Source organism: Bacillus mycoides (assembly GCF_001757995.1).
In the GTDB taxonomy this organism is placed as follows: domain Bacteria; phylum Bacillota; class Bacilli; order Bacillales; family Bacillaceae_G; genus Bacillus_A; species Bacillus_A mycoides_B.
Map to the genome: position 1 here is coordinate 88,569 of NZ_LXLV01000035.1, position 22,660 is coordinate 111,228.

A 22,660-nucleotide genomic window follows, 5' to 3' on the forward strand; every position below is an offset into this window, starting at 1 on the left:
CATGTAGATTTTTATACTTATCGTACTTCTTTTAAAAATCGATGTACTTCATTTGGAGATTTTAAAATACTTATCTTTTTATCCATATTCAATTGATTTAGCCTTTTTAAAATGGTAGGCTTTTTCGTCTTAGGATATTCCCATATCCATTTAAAAAATTGCAAGTCAAATCTTTCTTCACATCCAGTGCCCATATCCGGTCTTGTTTTATTCCGATATTGTACAATTCTTTTAAAAGCACGATAAACACATATTGTTCTATGAATATCAAGGAAGATAATTGTATCAGCTGCGTTAATTCTTATGTCCATTGTCCCGCCATAATTCCCATCAATAATCCACTTTTCTTCTTTAATTAAGTCATTTTGAACTGTTCTTTGTTCCTCCCTCGGAACACCTTCCCAATTCGGTTTCCAAAATAAAGCATCAAGATGATACACCTTAATATTTAGTTTATTACCTAACTGCCTTGCTAATGTAGATTTTCCTGAACCACCAGAACCAATTAATATAATTTTTTTCATAAATGACCCCTTTTTAAAATCCCTTATTTCTTCCGTAGCATAAACTCACCAAGCATTCCTACTCCAACACCAATTGTGTAAGCCACTAAATCACTCCATAAAAATCCGTAACCTAATACGAGTCCACCTAAAGTCGTTGCTCGAATGCTATCTATCCATTCCGCATGGTACAATTGACTAATTTCAATCCCGTAGCAAAATATCAAACTAATAAAAGCTAATTTCTTCATTTCTATTTTAGGAAACAAAAATCCGAATCCAGTAAAAATCATTAATGCCCATAAAGCATCACCTAAGTACTCATTTAACAAATCTGGTAACGCAAAAGCAAACTTTCTTGAACTAAGACCTAAAATAATAACAACTATAGTAAACACTGCATATAGTAATCTATTTCGTTTCGTATTCATTTCAAAATCCCCTAATATATAATGTAAAACTGCAAATAGCTAGTAAAATATAATCATTTTACTAGCTATTTATAGTCGACTTCACTTTGTATTTAATCCAATAACTCTTGCTGCTTTTTCTTTGAAAATGATTGTAGTACTAAATCATACGACCAATCTATCATCTTATTAATTTGTTCTTGTCCTACATCTTTATGTATGTACACTGTATTCCAATGCTTTTTGTTCATATGATATCCAGGAATTATTGTTTCTGGGTAATCTTCTCTTATTCTTAATGCGAGTTCTGGATCACATTTTAATGTAATCGCAGCTTTTTCACCTTCTTCATGGTTCACTATCGCAAATATTTTATTATTGAGCCTCATACATGTTGCACTCCAGCCATCTGGAGAATCTTCTGTCGCTTTTCTTTTCGATAAACAATACTCTCTTGTTGCATTCATTCTAATTGGCACCTCTTATTCTTTCACTATTTGATTGCGGTGCATTACAATTTGCTTCGTCGCTTGAAATTGCTGTTCACCATAAAACTTTATTAGTTTCTCTCCGCAAAATAGACTAACAATATCAATATGAGATATCTCTTTCAGTAACATTGTAAGCATATTCTCACCAATGCCTTTATTTCTTACACTTTCATGTACGACAACATCTTCAATATACGCCCGAAAAACACCATCTGAAACGACTCTAGCAAATCCAATTAATTCGCTTTCTTCCCATACTCCAATTGCTATACTATTCTTTAACATTTTTTCAATATCGACTTCTTTTCTTTCTGGCCACCAACCGACAGAATCGTAAAGCTTCTTTATTTTTGCTACACAAATAGGTTGTTCATGTTGTAATTTATACGTGTACATTTTCTTTCTCCCATCAACTAGTATACATAATATTATTATAATCTCTTTTCTAAAAAGTGTTGACTATGCCCGTTAGGATGATCTTCAACAACACCATATTCTCGGTATCCGTGCTTTTTATAAAATTCTGGCGCTTGGAAACTAAATGAATCTAGTAAAATGAGTCTACATCCTTTTTCCTTCGCAATTTCTTCAATTTTATGTAGCAGTTGACTGCCATAACCATCATGGCGAACTGATTCATCAACCCATAAAAAATCGATGTGTAGATGATAAAAATACATCGTTCCTGTTACCCCGCCAAAGATTTTCCCTTCCTCATCTTTCACTACGAAACTTACTTGTTCCATTAGCTGTTTTACTTCATCCGTTAAGATGGACATGTTATATTGAATTAATTTATTTTTAATGTATTCTCCTTCAGTGCGAGTACCGTTTTCTATATGTTTCATTTATATTTCGTCCTTTCAAGTTCGCAAACTACATTTAATTTTTATTCCTTCTCTTTAATAGACTAATGAATACAAATCCGCCATATGTAACAAAGCATGAAAAACCAATCATTCCTGGTACAGAGACATAGCGTGTTCTTACATAACTTATAACCGCAAAACTAGCGATTGATAATAAAATAGATGGCCAAAATATAAGAGCCGTTTTTCTTCGTCTTTGTTTCGATGTACGTTCTTTCTCTTCAGAAACACGTGTGCCAAAAAGCAATACAATACAAATAAGAATCACTGCAAAGTAAATTGTATCTAATGACAAAGTGTGATCGTATAGTGCGATTCCAACTTCAAGAGCAATAATCGTTACAATTAAAATAATAATTGTTGAAGTCTTTAAGTTTCGTTTCAATCGCTCACTCCTAGCATGCTTTCACTATATGCTTTGTATATGTATTTCAAAGCTGTTGCAATAGTTTCATCAACCTCTATATTATGAACTCGCTCGGGTAAATCTTTTCCTCCAATTACATAAAGAAACGGGAGTTCATTAAACATTCCCATTATACCAATATTTATTGTAGCTGTGGGCAATCCACCTGTCATATATATTCATCTCTATTTTTATATTGTTTTATCACCTCTGAAAATTCGATATAAAATGTAAAAAACCTTTTTTGTTTAATTATGTTGGTGAATATAAAAAGATAGCATGAAATTTCTTCATACTATCTTTTGAAATATATACAATTTCTTTTTAAATTTATTTGTACAGTAATAAATATCTCTATTCTTCTATAGGATTTTCAGGCCCGTTAAACTCCAATTGATAAAAAGCTAAATCCAGCCATCTATTAAACTTATAACCAGCTTTTTGTATTGTTCCGGCATGAACAAATCCATAATTTTGATGCAAGACAATACTTTTCTCGTTTTCCGCATCGATTCCAGCAATTAAGGTCATATATTCTCTTTCTTTTGCAGTTGCGATTAATTCTTCCATCAAAGAGGACCCAATTCCATTTTTTCTATAATCCTTATCAACATACACAGAATGTTCAATTGAATATTTATAGGCTGGCCACGCTCTAAATGGACCGAATGTTGCAAATCCTACTACTTTATTATCTAGTTCGTATACTAAAATTGGATAGCCATCAGCCTTTTTTTGTTCATACCAATCTATTCTATTTTCAAGGGTTACAGGTTTATACGCATATACAGCTGTTGTATAAAGTATCGCATCATTATAAATATCTAAAATATATGCTAAATCTCTTTTAGTTGCTTCCCTTATCATTGTTTTCTTCCTTTCAAAATGTTTATCTTCTTTCACTATCTTTTTAACACTTGTATTTTACCGAAATTTCCGATTTATTTCCCCGTACTAATACTAGCTTTTCGAAAACCATCAAGTATATTTATCGCAGCAGACAAAGTGTAAATGAAAATTCCACCGCCAACTAACCACGTTTTAAATCCCTCTGAGGAAATAGTAAACACATTTGCCATATACGTAATAAATCCCTCGTTAAATAAATGCGGATTTACTACAATTACAATGAATACTATTGTTCCGGCTACTTGAAGAATAGCATTACCAATTGCCAATCTTTGCGTCCATTGTCCCTGTACTAACTTATAAAGAGATATAGCTACTTCGAAAACGATCATAACCACAACGATTGGCCAGTATTGAAGTAAAACATCTTGATTAAACGTTGGCGCGACAAACTTTAGTCCATTTTCAGTACCTTCATATACGCCTACAAGATGATTGGCATAAAAATAAAGCGTTGCCCATACTGCCGTCCACATCAATCCTCCAAACACTTCAAACTTTGAGATCGACTTTTTCTTTGGAACATACGAGATATTTTTCAAATCATCAGGAGTCCATTTTTTTAAACTTGTCGTCAACGGTTGGGTACCTTTGTCTTTATCTGTTCTTTCTAAAATAGCAAATACAAGTGTCAACCAGAAAAATACATGGAGGCCTACTTCGACAATTTCCCCAATGCCTTTACCTATCAATTTTAAAATAACATCTAATACTGCTTGATCACCACTATAGCCTATAAAATTTTCTGCAACCATTGCAATTAGTGCGATAACAGCTGCAATTGGTATAATCATTTTTAATAATGTCGTATATACATCAAAATATCGTGGTCCAATTAAATGCATCGGTCTATCCAAATACCCATTAGCCAATGAAACTGGGCTCCCCAATTTTTCAAGGACACTCTTTACATCTTCCTCATTGTACTCATCAGGTAACATATCCTCTATAGTTGACCGAAGTTCTAGTGTAATATCTTCACGATTTTTTTCAGGTAATCTCTTCGCAACCTCCTGAATATAAACCTCAATTAAATTCATTCTCGTCCTCCTCCTTTAATAAGTTATAAAGTTCTTTCGAATCCTTTATCCATTCCTTTTTCAATTGCAAAAATATATTTAATCCATATTCACTTAAAACATAATACTTACGAGGTCTACTCTCAGTTTTATCCCAACTACTCGTCACTAGCTCCTGCTTTTCTAATCGGCGAAGTAGTGGATATAAAGTACTTTGATCTATCATGATTCCTGATTGCTCCAATAATTGGACAAGCGAATATCCATACTGCGGCGTTCTTAGTTGGCTTAAAACCGCTAATGTCAATGTCCCTCTCCTTAGCTCAGTAATTAATGAATTTAATAAAGTATCCATTCACCCACCTCATTTCCATTACTATATGTCATACAGTATGTGTTTTATACTATGTATCGTACAGTATTAGTGTGACAAAAACAATAATTTTTCACAAAAAATATACAATAAAAAGCACAAACGATATGATTTGTGCTTTTCTAGCAAACTTAAATACCAATAATACTTTTAACTATGTACATCTGGTAATATAAACTCTCCTTTTTCTTTAGGAAATGGGACAACATCTACAATTGCCTCAATATTAATTACTCCGTATACATGCGGATATTTTTGACTGTTAGAAGCAAGTTCATATTTTATTTCTGCTTTTAACAGGGATGGATCAATTGTAAGTAATAAAACATCTTCTTCATGGCTGAAATGTTTTTGAGCAACTTTTAAAGCTTGGTCTAATAATGAACAATGAATAAATCCCTCTTCTTTAAGTGAGGCTTCATTAATCTCTCCAATGTTTTTCGCGATTCCCCAATTTCTTTTTGTTATTACTTTTGTAATCATAGCTATTCCCCCTTTTTAATATATGTAATGATATAATAATACTAAAATTTCCAACACATGATTAATAGATTGGAGACTTATAATGGATAAAAAATTAGAAGAGATAATTGTAAACTCCTTTTTTACTAAGCGACTTAAAAATAGGATCATGTTTGAACTTTCTTCAACTAAGAAACGTAAAAATGCCATAGGTCGCCTTTGCCATAATTACAGAACTACGCTACGTGAAGAATATATGATTGAAATTCCTAAACCTAATTCGTGTCCAATTGATATAGGTCGTCTGTTAAAAAAGCATGGGGCCGATGATTCTTGCTACGCCATATCATGGGACACAAAGATTGATGGGAAAATCCTCCCTTTGCTAGACGCATTAGAGGCTGCTGTTGGAATGGGAATGCCTTCTATTCTATACTCAATTACAAATCAAGTTGCGTATTTTGAAGCAGAACAAGAAACACTTCCATCACCAAGATTTATACTTAAACGCACATATTAAAGCATATAACTCCAGTGAAATTTTTCTATATGCTTACGTTATTCAATTAAAATAGCATTTATCGGGATGGAGATACATAACTAATGAGTAAAAATCACACTGTACTACAAGCCATTATTATACATATGAATACAAATGAGAACTGGTATGATTTTATTTCATACTGTCAGCAGCTCGAAGTAGGACTACGAAAATTAGCTTTTAAGCATTTAGATACATTTATTACAAATGCAAAGAAATGGGAATACAAAGATCAACAAGAGTTTGCTATTACGCTTTTTACTATTTTAGATACATCAAACGTAAAAAATGAAGTATTAACTTTCCCGTTAAATTGTTTTCTAATAGACATTCTATATCAATGGTTAGAAAAGGATCCATCTGATTCAAGACCTTTTAGATGGATGGGACTTTATATGGTGTCCGGAAATACTGATGAGGATTTGGAACAACTTCTCCGAAAAGCCATTAAAGTAGGTGGCGATACAGAACAAGAGGCAATGATACATCTTGTTTCTTACTATATAAATAGCTTAGAGTTTGGTACGCATGAATTTCCATCAGATTATTGCGGTGATTTAAACGAATGTAAAGAAAAACTTCCCTATATGATTCAATTAATTGAGAGAATTCGGGATGAGAACATAAAAGAACAAATAATGTGGCAAATACAAGAGCAACTAGACTTAATTCTAGATTGGTTAAAGAATACACAAAATCCGGTAGATGCTGTTCGTCTATGGGAAAAAGAGCAAATTAAAGAATTTGAGAATATGATATTTTATCATTTAAACAACAGCTCAGGGTGTTAATTTACATACCTTTCAAGTATAAAAAAGAGGATTTTCATGAACTGCTAGAAAATCCTCTTTTTTATTTATTTTAATCCCTTAATTAAAGGCGATACTTCCCCGCTATAGAAAATCCATAAATCATGAAGCGACCTTGTACATCCGACATACAATAATTTCGCATCCTGTTTTGTATTTTTGTAATGTTCCTCATCAACGTCGATTAGAAGTACGGCATCAAATTCTAACCCTTTCGCCAAATATACAGGTACTACCGAAATACCACCTTCATATTTGCTTTGATCTGCTTCAATGACATTAACAGTCAACCCTGCATTTGTTAACTTCTCATATATATCACGGCATTCATCATCTGTTCTTCCAATTACCGCGATTGTTTTCACATCTTCATTTTGCAAATGCTGTAATGTCTTTAAAACTTCAGTAAATTGGTCCTCTGCCCGAATTACTTTCACGTCTTCACCACTACGGAAAACTGGTGTAGCAAGCCCTACAGGAATCTCTGCATTTTCAATTATTTCATTCGCGAATTCAATAATTTCTTTTGTAGAGCGATAGCTTCTCGTCAATTCATAATAACCTGTTTCTTGGAATACTTCCTTAAAAGCATTCCAGTCTTCAATTCCTTGATAATCATAAATCGCTTGAGATAAATCACCTAATATAGTGAAAGAATTACCTAGTGTAATTTCTTTTAATACATAAACTTGGAATGGTGAAAAATCTTGTGCTTCATCAATAACGACGTGATGGAACTTCTGTCCGATTTCAATTCCTGTTATGCGATGATGTATGTAAATTAAAGCTGGTAAGTCTTCTACATACACTTCTTTTTTACGACAATTCTTTTCTGTTTCTTGAACAAGCTCTTCAGGTAATACTTCGAGTATTTCTTTACTCTTCATCATTGAACTATACAGTGAAAGCGGGCTCATTTTCGGCCAAAAATTCATATATGTGTTCAATCTCTTTGTCGCTTCTTTTTTTAGTAGCTTTTTCTCGTTTGTTTCTCCAAATTTTTTCAGTTCAATTTCAATCCAGCGCTTCATTCTTCCGATTAAACGTTCTCTTCTTTTCTTTAATGGATAGTGTTTATATTCAACCTGCATCCATTTTTTAACGTCTTCCACTGGAATAACTGCTTTATCCCATGCCTCAAAATCTTTTGTCGGTACTAATTCTTTTTCAAATTGAATCATTCTTTCTTCAATAACCGACTTGAATTTCAGCGTGCCTTTTAATTTACCGAGCATAACCTTTTTTTCATCGCGATTAATTGAAAAAGCTTCTTTCAATTTTTCTTCTGTCTGCTTCAGTTTCACCGAACCCTCTAACGTACGTAATGCCCAATCTGGAAACGTTGTTTGACTAATATTTCCTACCCCTAACTCAGGAAGTACACTCGAAATATAGTCTAAAAACAAACTGTTTGGAGCGAATACGATCATTCTCTCCGCTTCAAGTTGTTCACGATATTCATAAATTAAAAAAGCAAGGCGATGTAAAGCGATTGTTGTTTTTCCGCTCCCTGCAACCCCTTGAATTAATAATGGTAAGTTTCTTTCCGCACGAATAATATCATTTTGCTCCGATTGTATAGTCGAAACGATGTCTTTTAATTTATTATCTTTATTCTCACCTAATCGATATAGAAGAAAATCATCAGCGTGCGAGACATCTTCATTTCCTTTCACATATGTATCAACAACACGTTCTAGTTCTCTCTTTCGAATGGAAATGTTTCGCTTTAAATAAACATCGCCTTCTACTAATCCGTCTGGTGAATGATAAAATGCTAATTCATCACCACCGGTAAATGAATAAAACATACTTGCGACAGGTGCACGCCAATCAATTACAATTGGTTTCATCGTATCTTTATCTGAAACACCTACTTTACCGATGTAAATCGGCATAACTTCTTCCTTGCCATCCTCCTGAAAGTCTAATCTTCCAAAATACGGCTCATGTACACCAATACGTAAGCTTTGTCTATTAGACTCCCTCATACTTTCAAGAATTTGCTCTTTAAAATCTTCTCCATAATAAACCGGAATTTTTTCAAGCTGTTCTAATTGATCATCCATCGTACTTAAAGTATCTTTCATTTTTTGTAACTCTTCTTCAAAAATGTTGTTCATTTGATGATTCCCTCCTGTCCGTTCCAATTTTTTCAGTCAAGATATAATTGTATTAAAAATCCATTCATAAAGTCAATAGTTTGATTGAGAATTTTCCGAAATAAAGAAAAATACAAAAAACTTTCCTCTTTATCTAAGATTTTGAAGTATCCTTAAAATAAAATTTTCTCTCTCTTTATTTTCTTCACTTCATAGATTGCTTACAAAAAATCTAGATGGCACTGTATGTAAAAATAATCATTCTAGTTATCCGAATCATTCCACTGACGACTTATTTCTAGGCCATAATCCATATCGTAAACTTCTTTTATAGCTTTAACTTTTTCAAGACTTGCATCGCTAAATACAGGTTTATTTTCAAAAGAATGTAGAACGATTCTTTCAAGAAGTACGCCTAATGAAATATCATGGTATTCTGCCATCGCTTTCAAAACTTTTACCATTCTTTTTTCCATCCTAATTCCAGTTTGCACACGTTCAACTTTAATTTTTGTATTTTTTTCATTTATTTGTTCATTATTTTGTTTCATAATTTCACATCCTTACCGTAAAAAATGATAACTTGTTACCTTGGTAACAAGTTATCATTATAACAACGATGTATGTTTTGTCAATTGTGTCATTATATTATTGATTAAACATAATAGATTCTCGCCCTATTATTATTATCAAGATAATGTAAATTTGTATCCATATAACGAAAAAAACGCTATTCTTTTTATAGAAATATAAAAAAATGAGAATTTCAACTGAAAACACAATAAAAAGCAGATAATGAATTATTCCATTATCTGCTTTCCAATTTTTATCCCTAGCTGCTTTAATTATACTTTTTGATACACGAGCCAATCCCCAGAATCAATGATTTTCTTTAACATCTCTATATCCTGAGCAACATACACATATGCATGTATTTCTTTATCAGCAAAATATACTGTTTGCGTTATCCGGTCATATAAATCAGTCTCTGCATTACCTGTATATTCTTCAAGTTCATCTAATTTTTGTAGAACATCACTATTTACTTCATAAACTTCCCCATATACTTTTTCCTCGTTTGAACAAACCATTGCAGGATACCCTTCGTTTGTATCAAATAATTTGCCATACGTCCATGCTCCGTCTGCGATGCATGTTGCACCTTGCATATAATGAGCATTCGTTTGCTCTTTTCTTAACGTGCCATACACGAAAACATGATGCATATGTCCCTATCCCCTTTTTATTGCTCTCTACTTTCTAATTTGTAAATATGCACGAATCATAAAGTAACTCACTTCACCTGGAAGCTGTTCTTTAATAGATTTCAAACCACCTTCTGCATTTTGTACGGCAGTTTCAATAAGAGCTTCATACTCTGTTGGAACAAAGCTTTGCCACTCTACTTCCATACCATCTTCAAAAGAGCGGATTAAGTGGTTTTCAATCGTTTGTCTTGATAGACCTCTATCTTTCGCAATCTCATTTAAATCAATGCCTTGTTTATACATTTCATATGTTTCTATATGAGAGTTCGCTGACGCTTTTCCTGATTTTTTACGCTCTGAAACAACTTCAGTCTTAATTGATTCAGCATAGTTTGGATTATCTTCAATGAAGTGCTGAACTGCTTGTAAGAAGTGAGAGCCATACTTCACAAGTTTGTGTTCTCCAATACCTTTTACAGTTAGGAGTTCGGAGTCACTTTGTGGCATTTTTGCACACATATCTTTTAACGTTTGGTCAGAGAAAATAACAAACGGTGGTACACCTTCTCCTTGCGCAATTTCTTTACGCACTTCACGAAGCACTTCAAATAAAGGATGATCTTGAACAATTTGTCTCGTTTCTACTCGTTCTTTGCGTAAAACATTCACTTTACCAAGTAGTGCTTCTTTCCCTTTTCCCGTTACTTTTAATGTCGGATATGTACCATGTTCAACTGCAATTAACTCGTCTGAAATTAAAAACTCAATAAATTCACTGACTTCTTTTACACTACGATTTGATAGTAGTCCGTACGTTGGTAAAGTATGAAAATTGAATTCAATGACTTTCTTATTTTTCGATCCAGTTAATACTTGTGCAATCATTTGCTTTCCGAATCGTTGGTTCGTCCTAATCATACAAGATAGTACCATTTGTGATTCTCTCGTCACATCGATACTTTCACGGTCGTCCGTACAATTACCGCAGCGGCCACAATCTTCCTTCGGCTCTTCTCCGAAGTATTGCAAAATAAATGATTGTAAACATTGTTCTGTATGACAGTAATCGGTCATATTTTGGAGTTTTTCAAGTTCGTTTGAAAAACGTGATTCTCCAGTTGATTGATCGATTAAAAAGCGTTGTACTTGCACATCTTGAGAAGAATATAACAAAATACATTCACTATCTAATCCGTCACGACCAGCACGTCCTGCCTCTTGATAGTAACTTTCCATATTTTTTGGAAGTTGATAATGAATAACGTAACGAATATTCGATTTATCAATCCCCATTCCAAACGCTGATGTCGCTACCATAACACTGATTTCATCTCGTAAAAAGAGTTCTTGCTGTTCATTTCGATCATGATCACTCATACCAGCATGATATTTCGATACCGAAACTCCTGCTTTCCCTAAATCTTCATATAACTGATCGACTACTTTTCTAGTAGCTGCATAAATAATCCCAGATTCTTTCTGATTTTGACGAATATAATCCGCTAAATACGCATTACGATCCTGTCCTTTAATTACTGAAAACGATAAGTTCTCACGCTCAAACGTTGTCATAATTGTATTTTCTTGATTAATTTCAAGCGTGTTACAAATATCATCACGTACTTGCGGCGTTGCTGTTGCTGTTAACGCTAATACGAGCGGTTTTTCTGGAAGATAGTCTAATATGCGATGTATATGTAAATAACTCGGACGGAAATCATGTCCCCACTGCGAAATACAATGCGCCTCATCAATCGCAATCATTGGAATTTTCATATCGATAAGTTGGTCAACAAACTCCATTGAATCAAGACGCTCAGGAGCCACATAAAGCAACTTGTAATGTCCTTGTTTCGCTAATTGAATTCTTTGATTTGCTTCTGTAATTGAAATAGAACTATTAATATACGTAGCAGAAATACCGTTTTGTACTAATGTATCTACTTGATCTTTCATAAGTGAAATCAACGGTGATATTACTAACGTCGTTCCTTCAAATACTAATGCGGGAATTTGATAACAAATAGACTTACCACCGCCCGTAGGCATAATACAAACTGTATCTTTCCCATCTAATACATTTTTAATTGTTTCATCTTGTCCTCTTCGGAATGAAGAATAACCGAAATAAGACGCTAAAAGTTCTTGTGCTTTTGTAAACAAAAAAGAGTCACCTGCTTTTCTATATCTTTCATCTATTCCTATTATATCATCACTTATGCGTCATGAAAGTGCTGAATGAAAGAGTTATATATAACCTATGATCAAACTGATTCTCGTCATCCTTTTACATGCTCCACGTACAATTGTTAATAATTCTTGTAAAGCTGGAGAAATCTACTTGTTTTTGTGATATGCGATTTGTGAAGTTTTCGTTGCATACAAACTATTACCTGGATTCTTTAACAAAGCACTCTCTTTAAGCCTAATAGCATGCTTTTTCATTATTCTAAGTTTCTCTTCGTTATGGATATTAATTAGTATCGGCGTTTTAGTTACTTTCTACGTTTTACAACATTTAAAACACAAATCTAGTACACATGAAGATAGAATTTCAATATAAATATTCATTTTATTCGCCTTCCTAGAATACTACTAATCGTATACATGTGAATTTGAGGAGGTTAAATTATGAAACGTAGTTACAATAGTTCCATCAAGCCTAAAGAGTCAAATAAACAACTCCAATTCTCTAATAATGATGCGTGGAAATATGAATCATTTTATAGGTATCAGCCCTTATTTTCTTATAGAAAGCTTATAAATTTCCTTTCTCAACTTTTTAAACGTTAATACATGTGCCAAATATATATCATTCAAACAAATTTTCTCAACATATAACTTATAGACTTACTACAATACAGTTGTTACCATATATAATAATCTGTTAGATAAACCCCTTATGTTGACCTGCTTAAATTAGCAGGTCTTTTTTATACTTACATATTGCAATGTATCGTAGCCTGGCTGAAAAGTCTTTTCTCCATTTTAGAACCCTATTCCGCTCTCCACAAATGATTATAATTCCAAAAAGCAAAATATAAATCCGCTACATTCATACAAGCAATTCATTTTTTCTCAATACACAAAGTGAATTTCATTTGTTACTATGAAGGTACTCTAGATGAGTTTTTGCTCATCAACATTATCTAGTTAAAGGGATTTGCTACGGGAAGCAGATCCCTTTAACTTTATTAAATAGTCTCTTTTTTATTTGGACACATTTACCAGGTTATTTTTTAAAAATTTTATGCTAATATTACGTAGTCGAGTCCGACATCTCGGCAATACCCTTTTGAGGTCCTGCAATTTCCCTTGCAGGACCTCTATTATTTTAAAATCCTTTTGATTCATATATATCATAAATGTGTTTTTTATTCCCCTTCAACCTTTAACTTTCTCCTTTTCCAACTCTCAAAAAAACTCTTGGACACGTAACTTAAAAATAACGTTTATCATATTGTGAGATATACATGTTCAAAGGAGTGTAACTATTTATGTATACTTATTGGCAATCGTATTACTCCCCTTATCATATCACTAATGGAAACTTCGATTCATTTGTACGAAATTACCGAGTTAGTAAAAACGAAAACTTTCTAAAAGGATATATGCGTTCTTTATGGGAACAACACGTCACTTGGACGCGATTAGCCATTATAGGCATCGTCTTTAACTTGCCAGACGTAAACGTTACTGTTGGACGTCTTCTACAAAATGCAACACACATGGGCCTATCACTTGAACCATTCTACGGTGAAGATGCAGTAAAAAAATATAGTGCATTAATTAAAGACCACTTAGTAATTGCAGCTGATCTTGTTAAAGCCGCGAAAGCTGGTGATCAAAATGCAGCAGCCGCTATAGAAAAGAAGTGGTACGCTAATGGTGATGAAATTGTTGAGTTTCTAACCAGTATCAACCCATATATAGAAAAAGAAGAATTTAGAAAAATGTTCTATGAGCATTTAGCGTTAACGAAAGCGGAAGCACTCGCCTTCCTAAATAAAGATTATGATGCCAGTGTAAAACTATACGATAAAATTGAAAAAGAAGCATTAGAAATGGCCGACATGATAACAGACGCAATCGTAAAACAATTTCCGCAAGTATTTCAATAATAATGGGCCGATTTGTCTTCAAATCGGCTTATTATTGTTTCTATCTAGTTCACATTTTAGGCCTCTCCTCTTTACATTTAGCTTATATCGATATATTTTATTAATATCCGTTTTTTATAGGAGGAAATAGTTTGATTAACGCCATTGGTCTCGTATTTATCCTCACAAATAAACACGAGAAAAAGAAGAAAGTTTATCTGAATGAAAAATTCGCATTAATAGACATTATTGATTCTAAAGAAGTATTTGATGATGAAGGTAACTCATTAGTAGAACTAACATGTAAATACAGCATATACTTAGATGAAAAATACTACTGTAAATCTCTCGATGATTATACCGGACAAGTATTCCCCTTCTTAAGCGCTAAAATAGGAAAAGGACTTCTTAGAAACTTAAATTATTACTTTTCTTACGTTGATGCCTATGATAAAAAACCACCTGTTAAAGAAATAAGACCGCTTATGAAACAAGTAACTAACAGATAACAATAATCATTCAAAAAGAAAGCATCTAATTTTTGATGTTTTCTTTTTTGAATCAAGACCTCGTTACCTTTCATCCTCTTCTAAATGTATGTACCCAGGCATACTTTAAATTAAAAACATTGGAGGATTAGACTGAATGAAATACTCAGAAACAATTGTTAGTAAACGGCTTCGAACACTAAAAATGTCTGGTATGTTTTTCATGCTAGTTTTAATCGCATGGCTTGGATATACAAAATTACTTTATGAAAACGGATTTCTTCAAGAAAAGAAAAATTCAGTTGAAGTGATGAATACTAGCATTACAGGAGAAATTGAAAACACTTTTCATGTAAACTTACAAGGTTATCGTAAAACGAGCCTTGATATCGTAATAGATGCAAGTAAAACCGATCCGAGCGAACTATCATTAATTGAGCTCATCAATAAATCTTGTTGACGAGATTGCATAGGTGAACCCATAACATATGTGAACTCAAACAATGGTTATATCTTTTATAAGGAATCTAACGGAACTAATGTAACTATAAAGATTAAAAAGCAAGATACATGGGAAATTGTAAAAAAATCCGTTCAAAATGGAATCTAAAAGATTCATACAAAAAAAAGAGTACTTACTTCTAAGTACTCTTTCAAAAAAATTACCACTTACGACATTTATCGTCATCATCATCATCACGTTTACGATTGCAATGGCATTCATCGCAATCACAATGACGTTTACGTTTACAACAGCAATCATCACAATCTCTACGTCTACATCTTCCAAACATTAAATCATCCCAAAATCTATTACAATCTCGGAAATGTCTACAACGACAATTATTTCCCATGAATATGATTCCCCCCTAATACATAATAGAATTCCTCATATTCTATGTTTAAAAGGATGAAATGGCTTGTTTACTAGTCTAATTAAAATGTATAAATGTGATGTAATTTGAATCAAGTACTAATTCATGCCTATATTTCCTGCTGTGCTTCCACAGCCCCCTTCAACCTCTGCAACATATACTTAATCCCTCTAGATATGTAATGAGAAATGGCTTTATTACACGGTTTATGGATGGATTCGGTTTAACTAAGCAGATAAATTTATAGGATTTGTGACCAAAATGTGACCGCTATTCAAATAATGATTTGCTATTTGACATAATTATTTCCATTTTATTTTCACATATACATCTGCTTTATTTGCAATTAAGCAGATTTTATTTTATATAAAGATTACTATACTAATCTAAAATTTCTGTGTTTACATTTTTTCTTTTTATCTCATAATTGTAATTTGGAAAAGGGACTCCACAGTAATTTCTCCTATTATATATATAAATCATGTTTAGTTGAATTAGTTTGATTTTATAAGGAGCCGAAAACCTCTAAATGTTTATTATATAATTAAATAATTAATCCTAACACCTCCAAAAATTGATATAATGATACAGTTATTAATAGCAATTAGGGAGATATACAACATGAACTATACAAGTATACCCAAAAGAATAGGTATGGTTAAGCGGACTCCATTCGCTTCGGTACCGAAGAAATTCAACGGTATTGGTAAAATTGTTAAAAAACAAACAAAAGTGGAGCGTCCTACATTAACCCAAGACGAACAAGAAATTATTGAAAACAAGTTATTATGTTCATTTCTTTCTGAAGAGAAGATATTGATTACTTATTATAGAGATGGTCATTTACTTACTAGATATATGACTGTAACTGACATAAATCCGATAAAGAATTTAATAACTTGCACTGATGCATCTTATAACAGAATCTTCCTTAAATTTATAGATATAATTGATTTGAGATAAAAAACAGACAGTTTTCCAAATATAACCGGGAATAAAAATGAAAGAATCTTGTATTCTAAGTTAAATACAGACAGAGCAAGAGTGTAATTTCTTATGAGAGTTAGCAAGATAAAGGCTGTTTGTTATGGTTATCGAATACAAACTCAATAGAGAAAGCAGAGGAAGCAGTTAGATATATTCATACCACCATTTACCACCATTTACCACCTGGTCTAGTATCCATCCACCAAGTAATCTTATCTAACTCTGCATTAGGTAGGACATCGGTTTGGATATAACATAGTCCAGAAAGTGGATCAACATTAACATTACCTTTTATTCCTCGTTCTGCCTTAGTTTGAATAACTTCATCTAAGGAGTTAGTACCGAATCCACCTGACTTAACGTATTGATATCCACCATTAGAACCGCCGTTTTCTCCACCATCCCCAACAGTTTGTCCCGTTAGAGCGTATAGGAATCCTACTTTACTTTTTAACTCTCCGTTATATCCTGCTGCGCTTCCACAGCACCCTTCAACCTCTGCAACATATACCCAATCCCTCTACATCCTTCTAACGGATATGTAATGATTTCTTCTGGATATAGCTTCGTCACTACTTTTTTATGCTTCTTCCCCGCAAGTAAGACAATTTCATCAAACTGAAGTAAGTCTTTTTCAATCATCTGTTTTTGTAATTGTTCTATACTAATAATCTCATTACGCTTTGAATCAAATGCAAGATCATAGTTTTCCTGTACAATATCATTTGGTCTTAAAAATCCATGCTTTGCTGATAATATAACCCAGTTCTCGAAAAACTCCGCTGCGTACGCCTGACATGCTTTTCCGAACGGGCTAATATATACATCTTTTGCCTCTGCCTCTCCGAAATCTGGGTACTTATCCCAAATTTTCTTTTTTCCACATGGAATAATGCATAATCTTTTCATCGTTATTTCTTACCTCACTTCTATATTTCTTATGAAATATCAATTTTCCAGTACATTTTTTTACAGAATACTATATACTAATCTTGAAAGATAAAATTACATTATCTTCTATATTTGGTTTAATTTCTTTTAGAACAGTCTATTAAGCATATATATTACATAAACACATCGTACTAAAGTCACTTTCATACAGCATGCAGACACCACATCCTTTAGTGAATTTGTAAAGATTTCGTAAAATCAAGTACACTTAATCTCCCAATATCTATTTAACAGTATAATATATAAATGTAGTATAAAAAGGAGGTGAACAACTATGAGAAATATACTCCCAGCAGTATTAGCTTATATTATTGTTTGTATCATCGCGATTATCATTCCAGCATCTGAGGGCTATAATACTGTAGGTTGGAAATTCTTTGTTGGGCAAGCGTACGCAATACCTATTTTCATTATTGCTGCTATTATTACATTTTATATAAATAAGAAACGATCTTATGAATAAACGATAAGTAGGATAGCTATTGCTATCCTTTTTTATTTCCATCCAATAGGCTCGTCTGTAATTTTATAATAAAAAAAGACAAGCAGCCAATCCGACTACTTGTCCTTTCTGTTTATCCATACTCAATAATATTAAGCTTGGAATGTTTCTGTTAATACAGGAACGATTTGTTTTTTACGAGATACAACACCCTTTAAAGTAGCTGTGTTGTTTTGTAATGTTACGTTGTATGCTTTCTCAACAACGTCTGCTGCTTTACCGATCGCAAGACCAACAGAATCGTTAGTTAAGATGTCAGTTACAACGAATAAGAATAGGTCTAAACCTTTTTCTTCTACTACTGCAGAGATAACTTTTTCAAGTTCCACTTGGTGTACAAGAACGTCGTTTGTATCAACAGCGTTTACTTGTGCGATTTCAACTTTCGCGTTACCCATTTGGAATTCTTTAGCGTCAAGGGAGATTAATTGCTCCATTGTTTTTCCGCTTAAGTCAGCACCAGCTTTTAACATTTCTAAGCCGTAGCTATCTGCATCTACACCAGCGATTTCCGCTAATTCACGTGCTGCTGCTACGTCTTGTTCTGTGCAAGTTGGAGATTTGAATAGTAAAGAATCTGAAATAATTGCAGATAACATTAAACCTGCAACTTCTTTACGAATTGCAACACCATTTTCTTTGTACATTTTGTTTAAGATTGTAGCTGTACAACCAACTGGCTCACAACGGTAGTATATAGGATCGCTTGTCTCAAAGTTAGCAATACGGTGATGGTCAATAACTTCTAACACACGAACAGATTCGATATCGTTAGCACTTTGTTGGCGTTCGTTATGGTCAACTAAAATAACGTTGTCCACTTCGTTTGCTACTGTCTCAACAAAACGCGGTCCTTCTACTTTAAAAGAGTCTAACGCAAATTGAGTTTCACCGCTGATTTCGCCTAAACGTACAGGCTCAGCATTCATTCCTAATTCTTTTTTCAATTCTGCATAAGCAATCGCAGAACAAATTGCATCTGTATCTGGGTTTTTATGCCCGAAAACTAGTACTTTTTCCATGTTTTCCACCTCTTCATGAAAAGGATATCTTAAAGAAGCAAATATGACAATATTTTAGACACATTTTTTTATAAATAATTGCAGTTTCTTCTATATTTTTCATCGTTTTCACAAAAAAAGACCATCTAAAATAATTTAGATGGTCAAAGGTTATCTTTTCATTAAAATAAAGATGGAACTTGCACTACGTTGTTAAATGCGAAATTGGCAAAGGCAGTCTAATTATCGAATAGCCCTCTTCCTCTCAGATTTGCGGAAACAGGCTCCTTTCCTATTTCACGTGCCCATATAGATAACTGGCCGATATGGTGGATTTCGTGGACAATGACATGACGTATTATCTCTCCGTGTGTACATTCAATGACTCTACGCCTGATTGGTGCGTCTCTAGAGCTAATTGGTTCTTCATTGAAATCAGTTTCTAAAAGTTTCCGAGAATCCATTTCATTTGTCCAAGATGTCACAAATGGCTTCACTTTCTCGCGGTATTGATCCGAAAGATTTTTCACTTTTTGTAAGATGTCATAATCTTCAAACAATTGATCCTCAGGTACTGGTTCACCTCGTAAACCTAAGATCCACATATATTCCACATCTACAATGTGAAATAGGGTATGTAGGATACTGCCGAACCCACCGATCCGTTTCTTTAATAGTTCTTCATCCGGCATGTCTTCGCACAATGTAAACCAATCATCACGAACTTGCCAGTTATATTGAAACAGTTTCAACATCACAGCAACCTCCATCTTTTAGATTAACATTTAATATTCACCAAAAGACTTCAAAATCCCTATTTAAATAATAACTCTAAAAAACCTGTTAAAACCTTCTACAAACTGGTCCTTTAATTGAACATTCCAGATGAAGTTAAAGGCTCAAAAGAAAAACCCTATTATACAGGGTTTTATCAAACTTTGTTTTAAATTATCAATCTTTTTTATAAATTAACACACAGACATAATAACAAATATGTCGTTTGAAATTATCTCCCTTTTCAAATAAAAAACTAAATCGTTTTATAATAAATTACCGTTGCATCTAACTCACCATTCGGAGAAATCGCATATTCTGGTATTTTGCCGGATTCTTGATAATTTAATGCCTTGTACAATCTATTAGAAGGATCTCCTTCTCTAGTATCTAATACTAAAAGAGACCTATTTTCTTGCTTTGCTCGTTCCTCTGCTTTTTGCATAAGCGAACGTCCAATGCCGTTACGTCTAAAGTCTGGATGAGTCATTAACTTACAAATTTCGGCTCTATGGATCCCGTTAGGCTTTGTAACTAGTTGTAATTGAATGCTTCCTGCCACTTCATTGTTTATTTTAGCAACATACAATATCACTTCTGGTGCTAATACAGTTTGCCAATAATTTGTTGCTTCTTTTTGTTCAAGTGGAGGTAAAAAACCAATTGATGCCCCATCATCTACTACAGTTTTCAATAGTTTAGAAAGCTCTTCAATATCATTTTCTAGTTGCTTAATTTCTTCAATTACTAAATTTTGCATTACTTTTCCCCCTTTTGTTTCATTGTAACAACTTTTAAAGAAGGAATAATGAAATTCTAAGATGAAATTATTTAAGATATGATTTTTTAGAGAAAGGATAACTATATGAAATATATATTAGATAGGAAATATGCAAGAGAAAAACAAAAGCTATCGATTATATGAAACAATTGAAACTCTTTCAAAAAAATTAGGCTAAAATAAAAAGCTCTCCTTACAAGCTTATTTTAAGGAGAGCTTTCTCACGTTTAATGACTTTGATTTTTCAATTCCACCATACACTCTTACACTAAAATCATCGCTTAGCACATTTCAGTTCTCCTGAAATTGCAGCAATAACACAACAAGCTTCTAAAATCACTTTACTAAGATCAGCTTTTTGTTTAAGACCAAACAAGGACCATATATAACTCTAATAAAAGATTGAATTTTCAGTTTTTCAATACTAGAAATTTGCATGTTTAAAATTTAACACTATCATCCGCTGATACTTTTTCTTTAGAACTTTTCATTTCAACCTCTTTACTCCGCTCTTCCCAAATCGTTAAACCTTCAATCCCTACTTTTCTAGGATCGAAAATCGGATCTTTTCCTTCTTTTTTCTGCGTTTCATAATCTTTTAACACTTTTAATGCAGTTTTGCTTAACAATAGGATTGCTATAAGGTTTAACCATGCCATACTACCAATTCCTAAATCTCCGAGGTTCCATAAAAACGAAGCTGATTCTACACTACCGATGTATACCATAATTAAAAATCCAATTTTTAATACTGGTTTTAACCAGCTATATTTGAGCCCACGATCTAAATAAGTAAGCGTCGTTTCAGCGATATAGTAGTAAGCTAGTAAAGTTGTAAATGCGAAGAAGAAGATTGCGATTGAAATAAATATTGGACCAAATCCGGTCATAACAGTTTCAACTGCTTGTTGTGTGTAAATGGGACCTGCTTCCACATTCCCTATATTTTGTACAATAGCACTTTTCCCTTCAGGTATAACATTATACATTCCTGTTATTAAAATCATGAGAGCTGTCGCTGTACATACTACAATTGTATCGATATATACAGAAAACGCTTGAACTAACCCTTGTTTTGCAGGATGCGATACTTCAGCAGCTGCAGAACTATATGTTGCTTCTCCTACACCAGCAACGTTAGAAAATACTGCTCGCTTTACACCCCAAGCAATAGCTGCACCGACGATACCGCCAAACATTTCATTTACACCAAATGCACTTGAGAAAATTAAAGCGAACATACTTGGAATTTCTGTTATATTTGCAATTAAAATGATGCATGTAACAATTACATAGCCAATTGCCATAAAAGGTACTAACATTTGTGACACACCAGCAATTCTTTTTACTCCACCAAAAATAATCGCCGCTAGTAACACAACTAAAAATATACCCGTTACATATTTACTAATACCGTTAGAATTTTCAAATCCAACAGCGATACTACTCGATTGAATACCTGGTAATAAAACCCCATATGAAAGTGTTACTACCACCGCTACAATGACTGCAAACCATTTCATTTTCAAACCTTTCTCAATGAAATAGGGTGTACCACCGCGATATTCATTTCCTACTTTACTTTTATAAACTTGAGCTAATGTTGATTCAATAAATGCGCTAGCTGCTCCTAATAGAGCCATCATCCACATCCAAAATACAGCTCCAGGTCCCCCGAAAGCTATTGCTGTTGCTACCCCTGCGATATTACCTATTCCAACCCTTCCTGATAGAGCCAAACAAAACGCTTGGAAGGATGATATTCCAGTCTCTGAACTTTTCCCTTCAAAAAGTAGCTTAATCATCTCTTTAAAATAACGAATTTGTAAAAAACGAGTCGCAATGGTGAAATACACCCCTGCCCCTAATGCGAAAACAACTAAACCAATACTCCATACTTGCCCTACTAACCATTCTACTAACTTCTCCATCCAAATCCCCCTTATCATTCTTTTGAAAAAGTAATTTTATATATAAGAAAACGGACAACCTTTATCCTACCTACCAGTTGTCCGCTTCTCTTACTATATTTCATCATCCTTTTATCCCACTAATTGTGGATAGTATGATTCCCACCTCTAAATGCGTTGAACACAAAG

At 33.4% G+C, this 22,660-nt stretch carries 26 protein-coding genes and 3 pseudogenes; 7 read left to right on the top strand and 22 right to left on the bottom strand.

Annotation, left to right across the window (positions count from 1 at the left end):
* Positions 1-17: 17 nt before the first annotated feature.
* From BWGOE10_RS13455 to BWGOE10_RS13505, 11 genes and pseudogenes are all read right to left on the bottom strand, one after another.
* Positions 18-524 (bottom strand): DNA topology modulation protein, encoded by a 507-nt coding sequence (locus BWGOE10_RS13455; RefSeq protein WP_070143335.1) that lies wholly within the window; start codon positions 522-524, stop codon positions 18-20.
* 23 nt (positions 525-547) lie between these two features.
* Positions 548-934 (bottom strand): DUF2809 domain-containing protein, encoded by a 387-nt coding sequence (locus tag BWGOE10_RS13460; protein WP_002127740.1) that lies wholly within the window; start codon positions 932-934, stop codon positions 548-550.
* 92 nt (positions 935-1,026) lie between these two features.
* Entirely contained in the window at positions 1,027-1,380 is a 354-nt protein-coding gene (locus BWGOE10_RS13465) for an MmcQ/YjbR family DNA-binding protein (protein WP_070143336.1), read from the bottom strand.
* Positions 1,381-1,395: 15 nt separating this feature from the next.
* Positions 1,396-1,800 (bottom strand): GNAT family N-acetyltransferase, encoded by a 405-nt coding sequence (locus BWGOE10_RS13470; protein ID WP_070143338.1) that lies wholly within the window; start codon positions 1,798-1,800, stop codon positions 1,396-1,398.
* A gap of 35 nt (positions 1,801-1,835) precedes the next feature.
* Positions 1,836-2,252: a GNAT family N-acetyltransferase gene (locus tag BWGOE10_RS13475; protein ID WP_070143340.1), complete on the bottom strand. Its 417-nt coding sequence runs from the start codon at positions 2,250-2,252 to the stop codon at positions 1,836-1,838.
* Positions 2,253-2,286: 34 nt separating this feature from the next.
* The gene (locus BWGOE10_RS13480; RefSeq protein WP_070143342.1) at positions 2,287-2,658 is read right to left on the bottom strand and encodes a hypothetical protein; all 372 of its coding nucleotides are present in this window, start codon (positions 2,656-2,658) and stop codon (positions 2,287-2,289) included.
* Positions 2,655-2,855: pseudogene (locus BWGOE10_RS13485) on the bottom strand (hypothetical protein); the annotation flags it as partial. The pseudogene BWGOE10_RS13485 and the gene BWGOE10_RS13480, both read right to left, overlap by 4 nt.
* Before the next feature lie 178 nt (positions 2,856-3,033).
* Positions 3,034-3,546, bottom strand: a complete 513-nt coding sequence (locus BWGOE10_RS13490; RefSeq protein WP_070143346.1) for a GNAT family N-acetyltransferase — start codon at positions 3,544-3,546, stop codon at positions 3,034-3,036.
* 74 nt (positions 3,547-3,620) lie between these two features.
* A complete protein-coding gene (locus BWGOE10_RS13495; protein ID WP_070143348.1) occupies positions 3,621-4,628 on the bottom strand; it encodes an HAAS signaling domain-containing protein in 1,008 nt (335 codons plus the stop codon).
* Positions 4,615-4,962 carry a PadR family transcriptional regulator gene (locus tag BWGOE10_RS13500; RefSeq protein ID WP_033729277.1) on the bottom strand — a complete coding sequence of 116 codons (348 nt, stop codon included), beginning with the start codon at positions 4,960-4,962 and terminating at the stop codon, positions 4,615-4,617. Before BWGOE10_RS13500 ends, BWGOE10_RS13495 begins: the two co-directional genes overlap by 14 nt.
* A gap of 168 nt (positions 4,963-5,130) precedes the next feature.
* Entirely contained in the window at positions 5,131-5,463 is a 333-nt protein-coding gene (locus BWGOE10_RS13505; RefSeq protein WP_070143350.1) for a DUF952 domain-containing protein, read from the bottom strand.
* Between the two features lie 82 nt (positions 5,464-5,545).
* On the opposite strand from BWGOE10_RS13505, the gene BWGOE10_RS13510 reads away from it, so the two are divergent.
* Together BWGOE10_RS13510 and BWGOE10_RS13515 are read left to right on the top strand one after the other, a co-directional pair.
* Positions 5,546-5,962, top strand: a complete 417-nt coding sequence (locus tag BWGOE10_RS13510; RefSeq protein WP_070143352.1) for a hypothetical protein — start codon at positions 5,546-5,548, stop codon at positions 5,960-5,962.
* 83 nt (positions 5,963-6,045) lie between these two features.
* Positions 6,046-6,774, top strand: a complete 729-nt coding sequence (locus tag BWGOE10_RS13515; protein WP_070143354.1) for a hypothetical protein — start codon at positions 6,046-6,048, stop codon at positions 6,772-6,774.
* 65 nt (positions 6,775-6,839) lie between these two features.
* Here BWGOE10_RS13515 and BWGOE10_RS13520 read toward each other — a convergent pair whose 3' ends face one another.
* From BWGOE10_RS13520 to recQ, 4 genes are all read right to left on the bottom strand, one after another.
* Complete coding sequence (locus tag BWGOE10_RS13520) at positions 6,840-8,915, bottom strand: HelD family protein (protein ID WP_070143356.1); 2,076 nt, start codon at positions 8,913-8,915, stop codon at positions 6,840-6,842.
* A 242-nt stretch (positions 8,916-9,157) separates the two neighbouring features.
* Positions 9,158-9,445 carry a hypothetical protein gene (locus tag BWGOE10_RS13525; protein WP_070143359.1) on the bottom strand — a complete coding sequence of 96 codons (288 nt, stop codon included), beginning with the start codon at positions 9,443-9,445 and terminating at the stop codon, positions 9,158-9,160.
* Positions 9,446-9,739: 294 nt separating this feature from the next.
* A complete protein-coding gene (locus BWGOE10_RS13530) occupies positions 9,740-10,120 on the bottom strand; it encodes a gamma-glutamylcyclotransferase (RefSeq protein WP_070143361.1) in 381 nt (126 codons plus the stop codon).
* A gap of 27 nt (positions 10,121-10,147) precedes the next feature.
* Positions 10,148-12,265 carry a DNA helicase RecQ gene (gene recQ, locus BWGOE10_RS13535; protein ID WP_070143363.1) on the bottom strand — a complete coding sequence of 706 codons (2,118 nt, stop codon included), beginning with the start codon at positions 12,263-12,265 and terminating at the stop codon, positions 10,148-10,150.
* A 1,334-nt stretch (positions 12,266-13,599) separates the two neighbouring features.
* On the opposite strand from recQ, the gene BWGOE10_RS13540 reads away from it, so the two are divergent.
* The 3 genes and pseudogenes from BWGOE10_RS13540 (at position 13,600) to BWGOE10_RS13550 (ending at position 15,300) form a co-directional block, all read left to right on the top strand.
* Positions 13,600-14,223 (top strand): acetylglutamate kinase, encoded by a 624-nt coding sequence (locus tag BWGOE10_RS13540; RefSeq protein WP_070143365.1) that lies wholly within the window; start codon positions 13,600-13,602, stop codon positions 14,221-14,223.
* A gap of 131 nt (positions 14,224-14,354) precedes the next feature.
* A complete protein-coding gene (locus BWGOE10_RS13545) occupies positions 14,355-14,711 on the top strand; it encodes a hypothetical protein (protein ID WP_000606233.1) in 357 nt (118 codons plus the stop codon).
* Positions 14,712-14,847: 136 nt separating this feature from the next.
* A pseudogene (locus BWGOE10_RS13550) lies at positions 14,848-15,300 on the top strand (hypothetical protein).
* Positions 15,301-15,352: 52 nt separating this feature from the next.
* On the opposite strand, the gene BWGOE10_RS33415 reads toward BWGOE10_RS13550, so the two are convergent.
* Positions 15,353-15,544, bottom strand: coding sequence for a hypothetical protein (locus BWGOE10_RS33415; protein ID WP_081338134.1), 192 nt, complete (start codon positions 15,542-15,544; stop codon positions 15,353-15,355).
* 642 nt (positions 15,545-16,186) lie between these two features.
* Between BWGOE10_RS33415 and BWGOE10_RS13555 the strand changes: the two genes are divergently transcribed.
* A complete protein-coding gene (locus BWGOE10_RS13555) occupies positions 16,187-16,528 on the top strand; it encodes a YolD-like family protein (protein WP_070143367.1) in 342 nt (113 codons plus the stop codon).
* A 190-nt stretch (positions 16,529-16,718) separates the two neighbouring features.
* Here the strand turns inward: BWGOE10_RS13555 and BWGOE10_RS33420 are convergent.
* Together BWGOE10_RS33420 and BWGOE10_RS13560 are read right to left on the bottom strand one after the other, a co-directional pair.
* Positions 16,719-16,985: pseudogene (locus BWGOE10_RS33420) on the bottom strand (N-acetylmuramoyl-L-alanine amidase C-terminal domain-containing protein); the annotation flags it as partial.
* Between the two features lie 17 nt (positions 16,986-17,002).
* Positions 17,003-17,461 carry a DUF6884 domain-containing protein gene (locus tag BWGOE10_RS13560; RefSeq protein WP_070143369.1) on the bottom strand — a complete coding sequence of 153 codons (459 nt, stop codon included), beginning with the start codon at positions 17,459-17,461 and terminating at the stop codon, positions 17,003-17,005.
* 316 nt (positions 17,462-17,777) lie between these two features.
* Between BWGOE10_RS13560 and BWGOE10_RS13565 the strand changes: the two genes are divergently transcribed.
* Positions 17,778-17,966: a DUF4017 family protein gene (locus BWGOE10_RS13565; RefSeq protein ID WP_070143371.1), complete on the top strand. Its 189-nt coding sequence runs from the start codon at positions 17,778-17,780 to the stop codon at positions 17,964-17,966.
* Between the two features lie 131 nt (positions 17,967-18,097).
* On the opposite strand, the gene ppaC is transcribed toward BWGOE10_RS13565, so the two are convergent.
* The 4 genes from ppaC to BWGOE10_RS13585 form a co-directional block, all read right to left on the bottom strand.
* Positions 18,098-19,027, bottom strand: a complete 930-nt coding sequence (ppaC, locus tag BWGOE10_RS13570; protein ID WP_070143372.1) for a manganese-dependent inorganic pyrophosphatase — start codon at positions 19,025-19,027, stop codon at positions 18,098-18,100.
* Positions 19,028-19,245: 218 nt separating this feature from the next.
* Positions 19,246-19,761 carry a DinB family protein gene (locus tag BWGOE10_RS13575; RefSeq protein ID WP_070143374.1) on the bottom strand — a complete coding sequence of 172 codons (516 nt, stop codon included), beginning with the start codon at positions 19,759-19,761 and terminating at the stop codon, positions 19,246-19,248.
* Positions 19,762-20,036: 275 nt separating this feature from the next.
* Entirely contained in the window at positions 20,037-20,540 is a 504-nt protein-coding gene (locus BWGOE10_RS13580; RefSeq protein WP_070143376.1) for a GNAT family N-acetyltransferase, read from the bottom strand.
* 461 nt (positions 20,541-21,001) lie between these two features.
* On the bottom strand, positions 21,002-22,492 hold the full coding sequence (locus tag BWGOE10_RS13585; protein WP_070143377.1) for an alanine/glycine:cation symporter family protein: 1,491 nt from the start codon (positions 22,490-22,492) through the stop codon (positions 21,002-21,004).
* Positions 22,493-22,660: the final 168 nt, after the last annotated feature.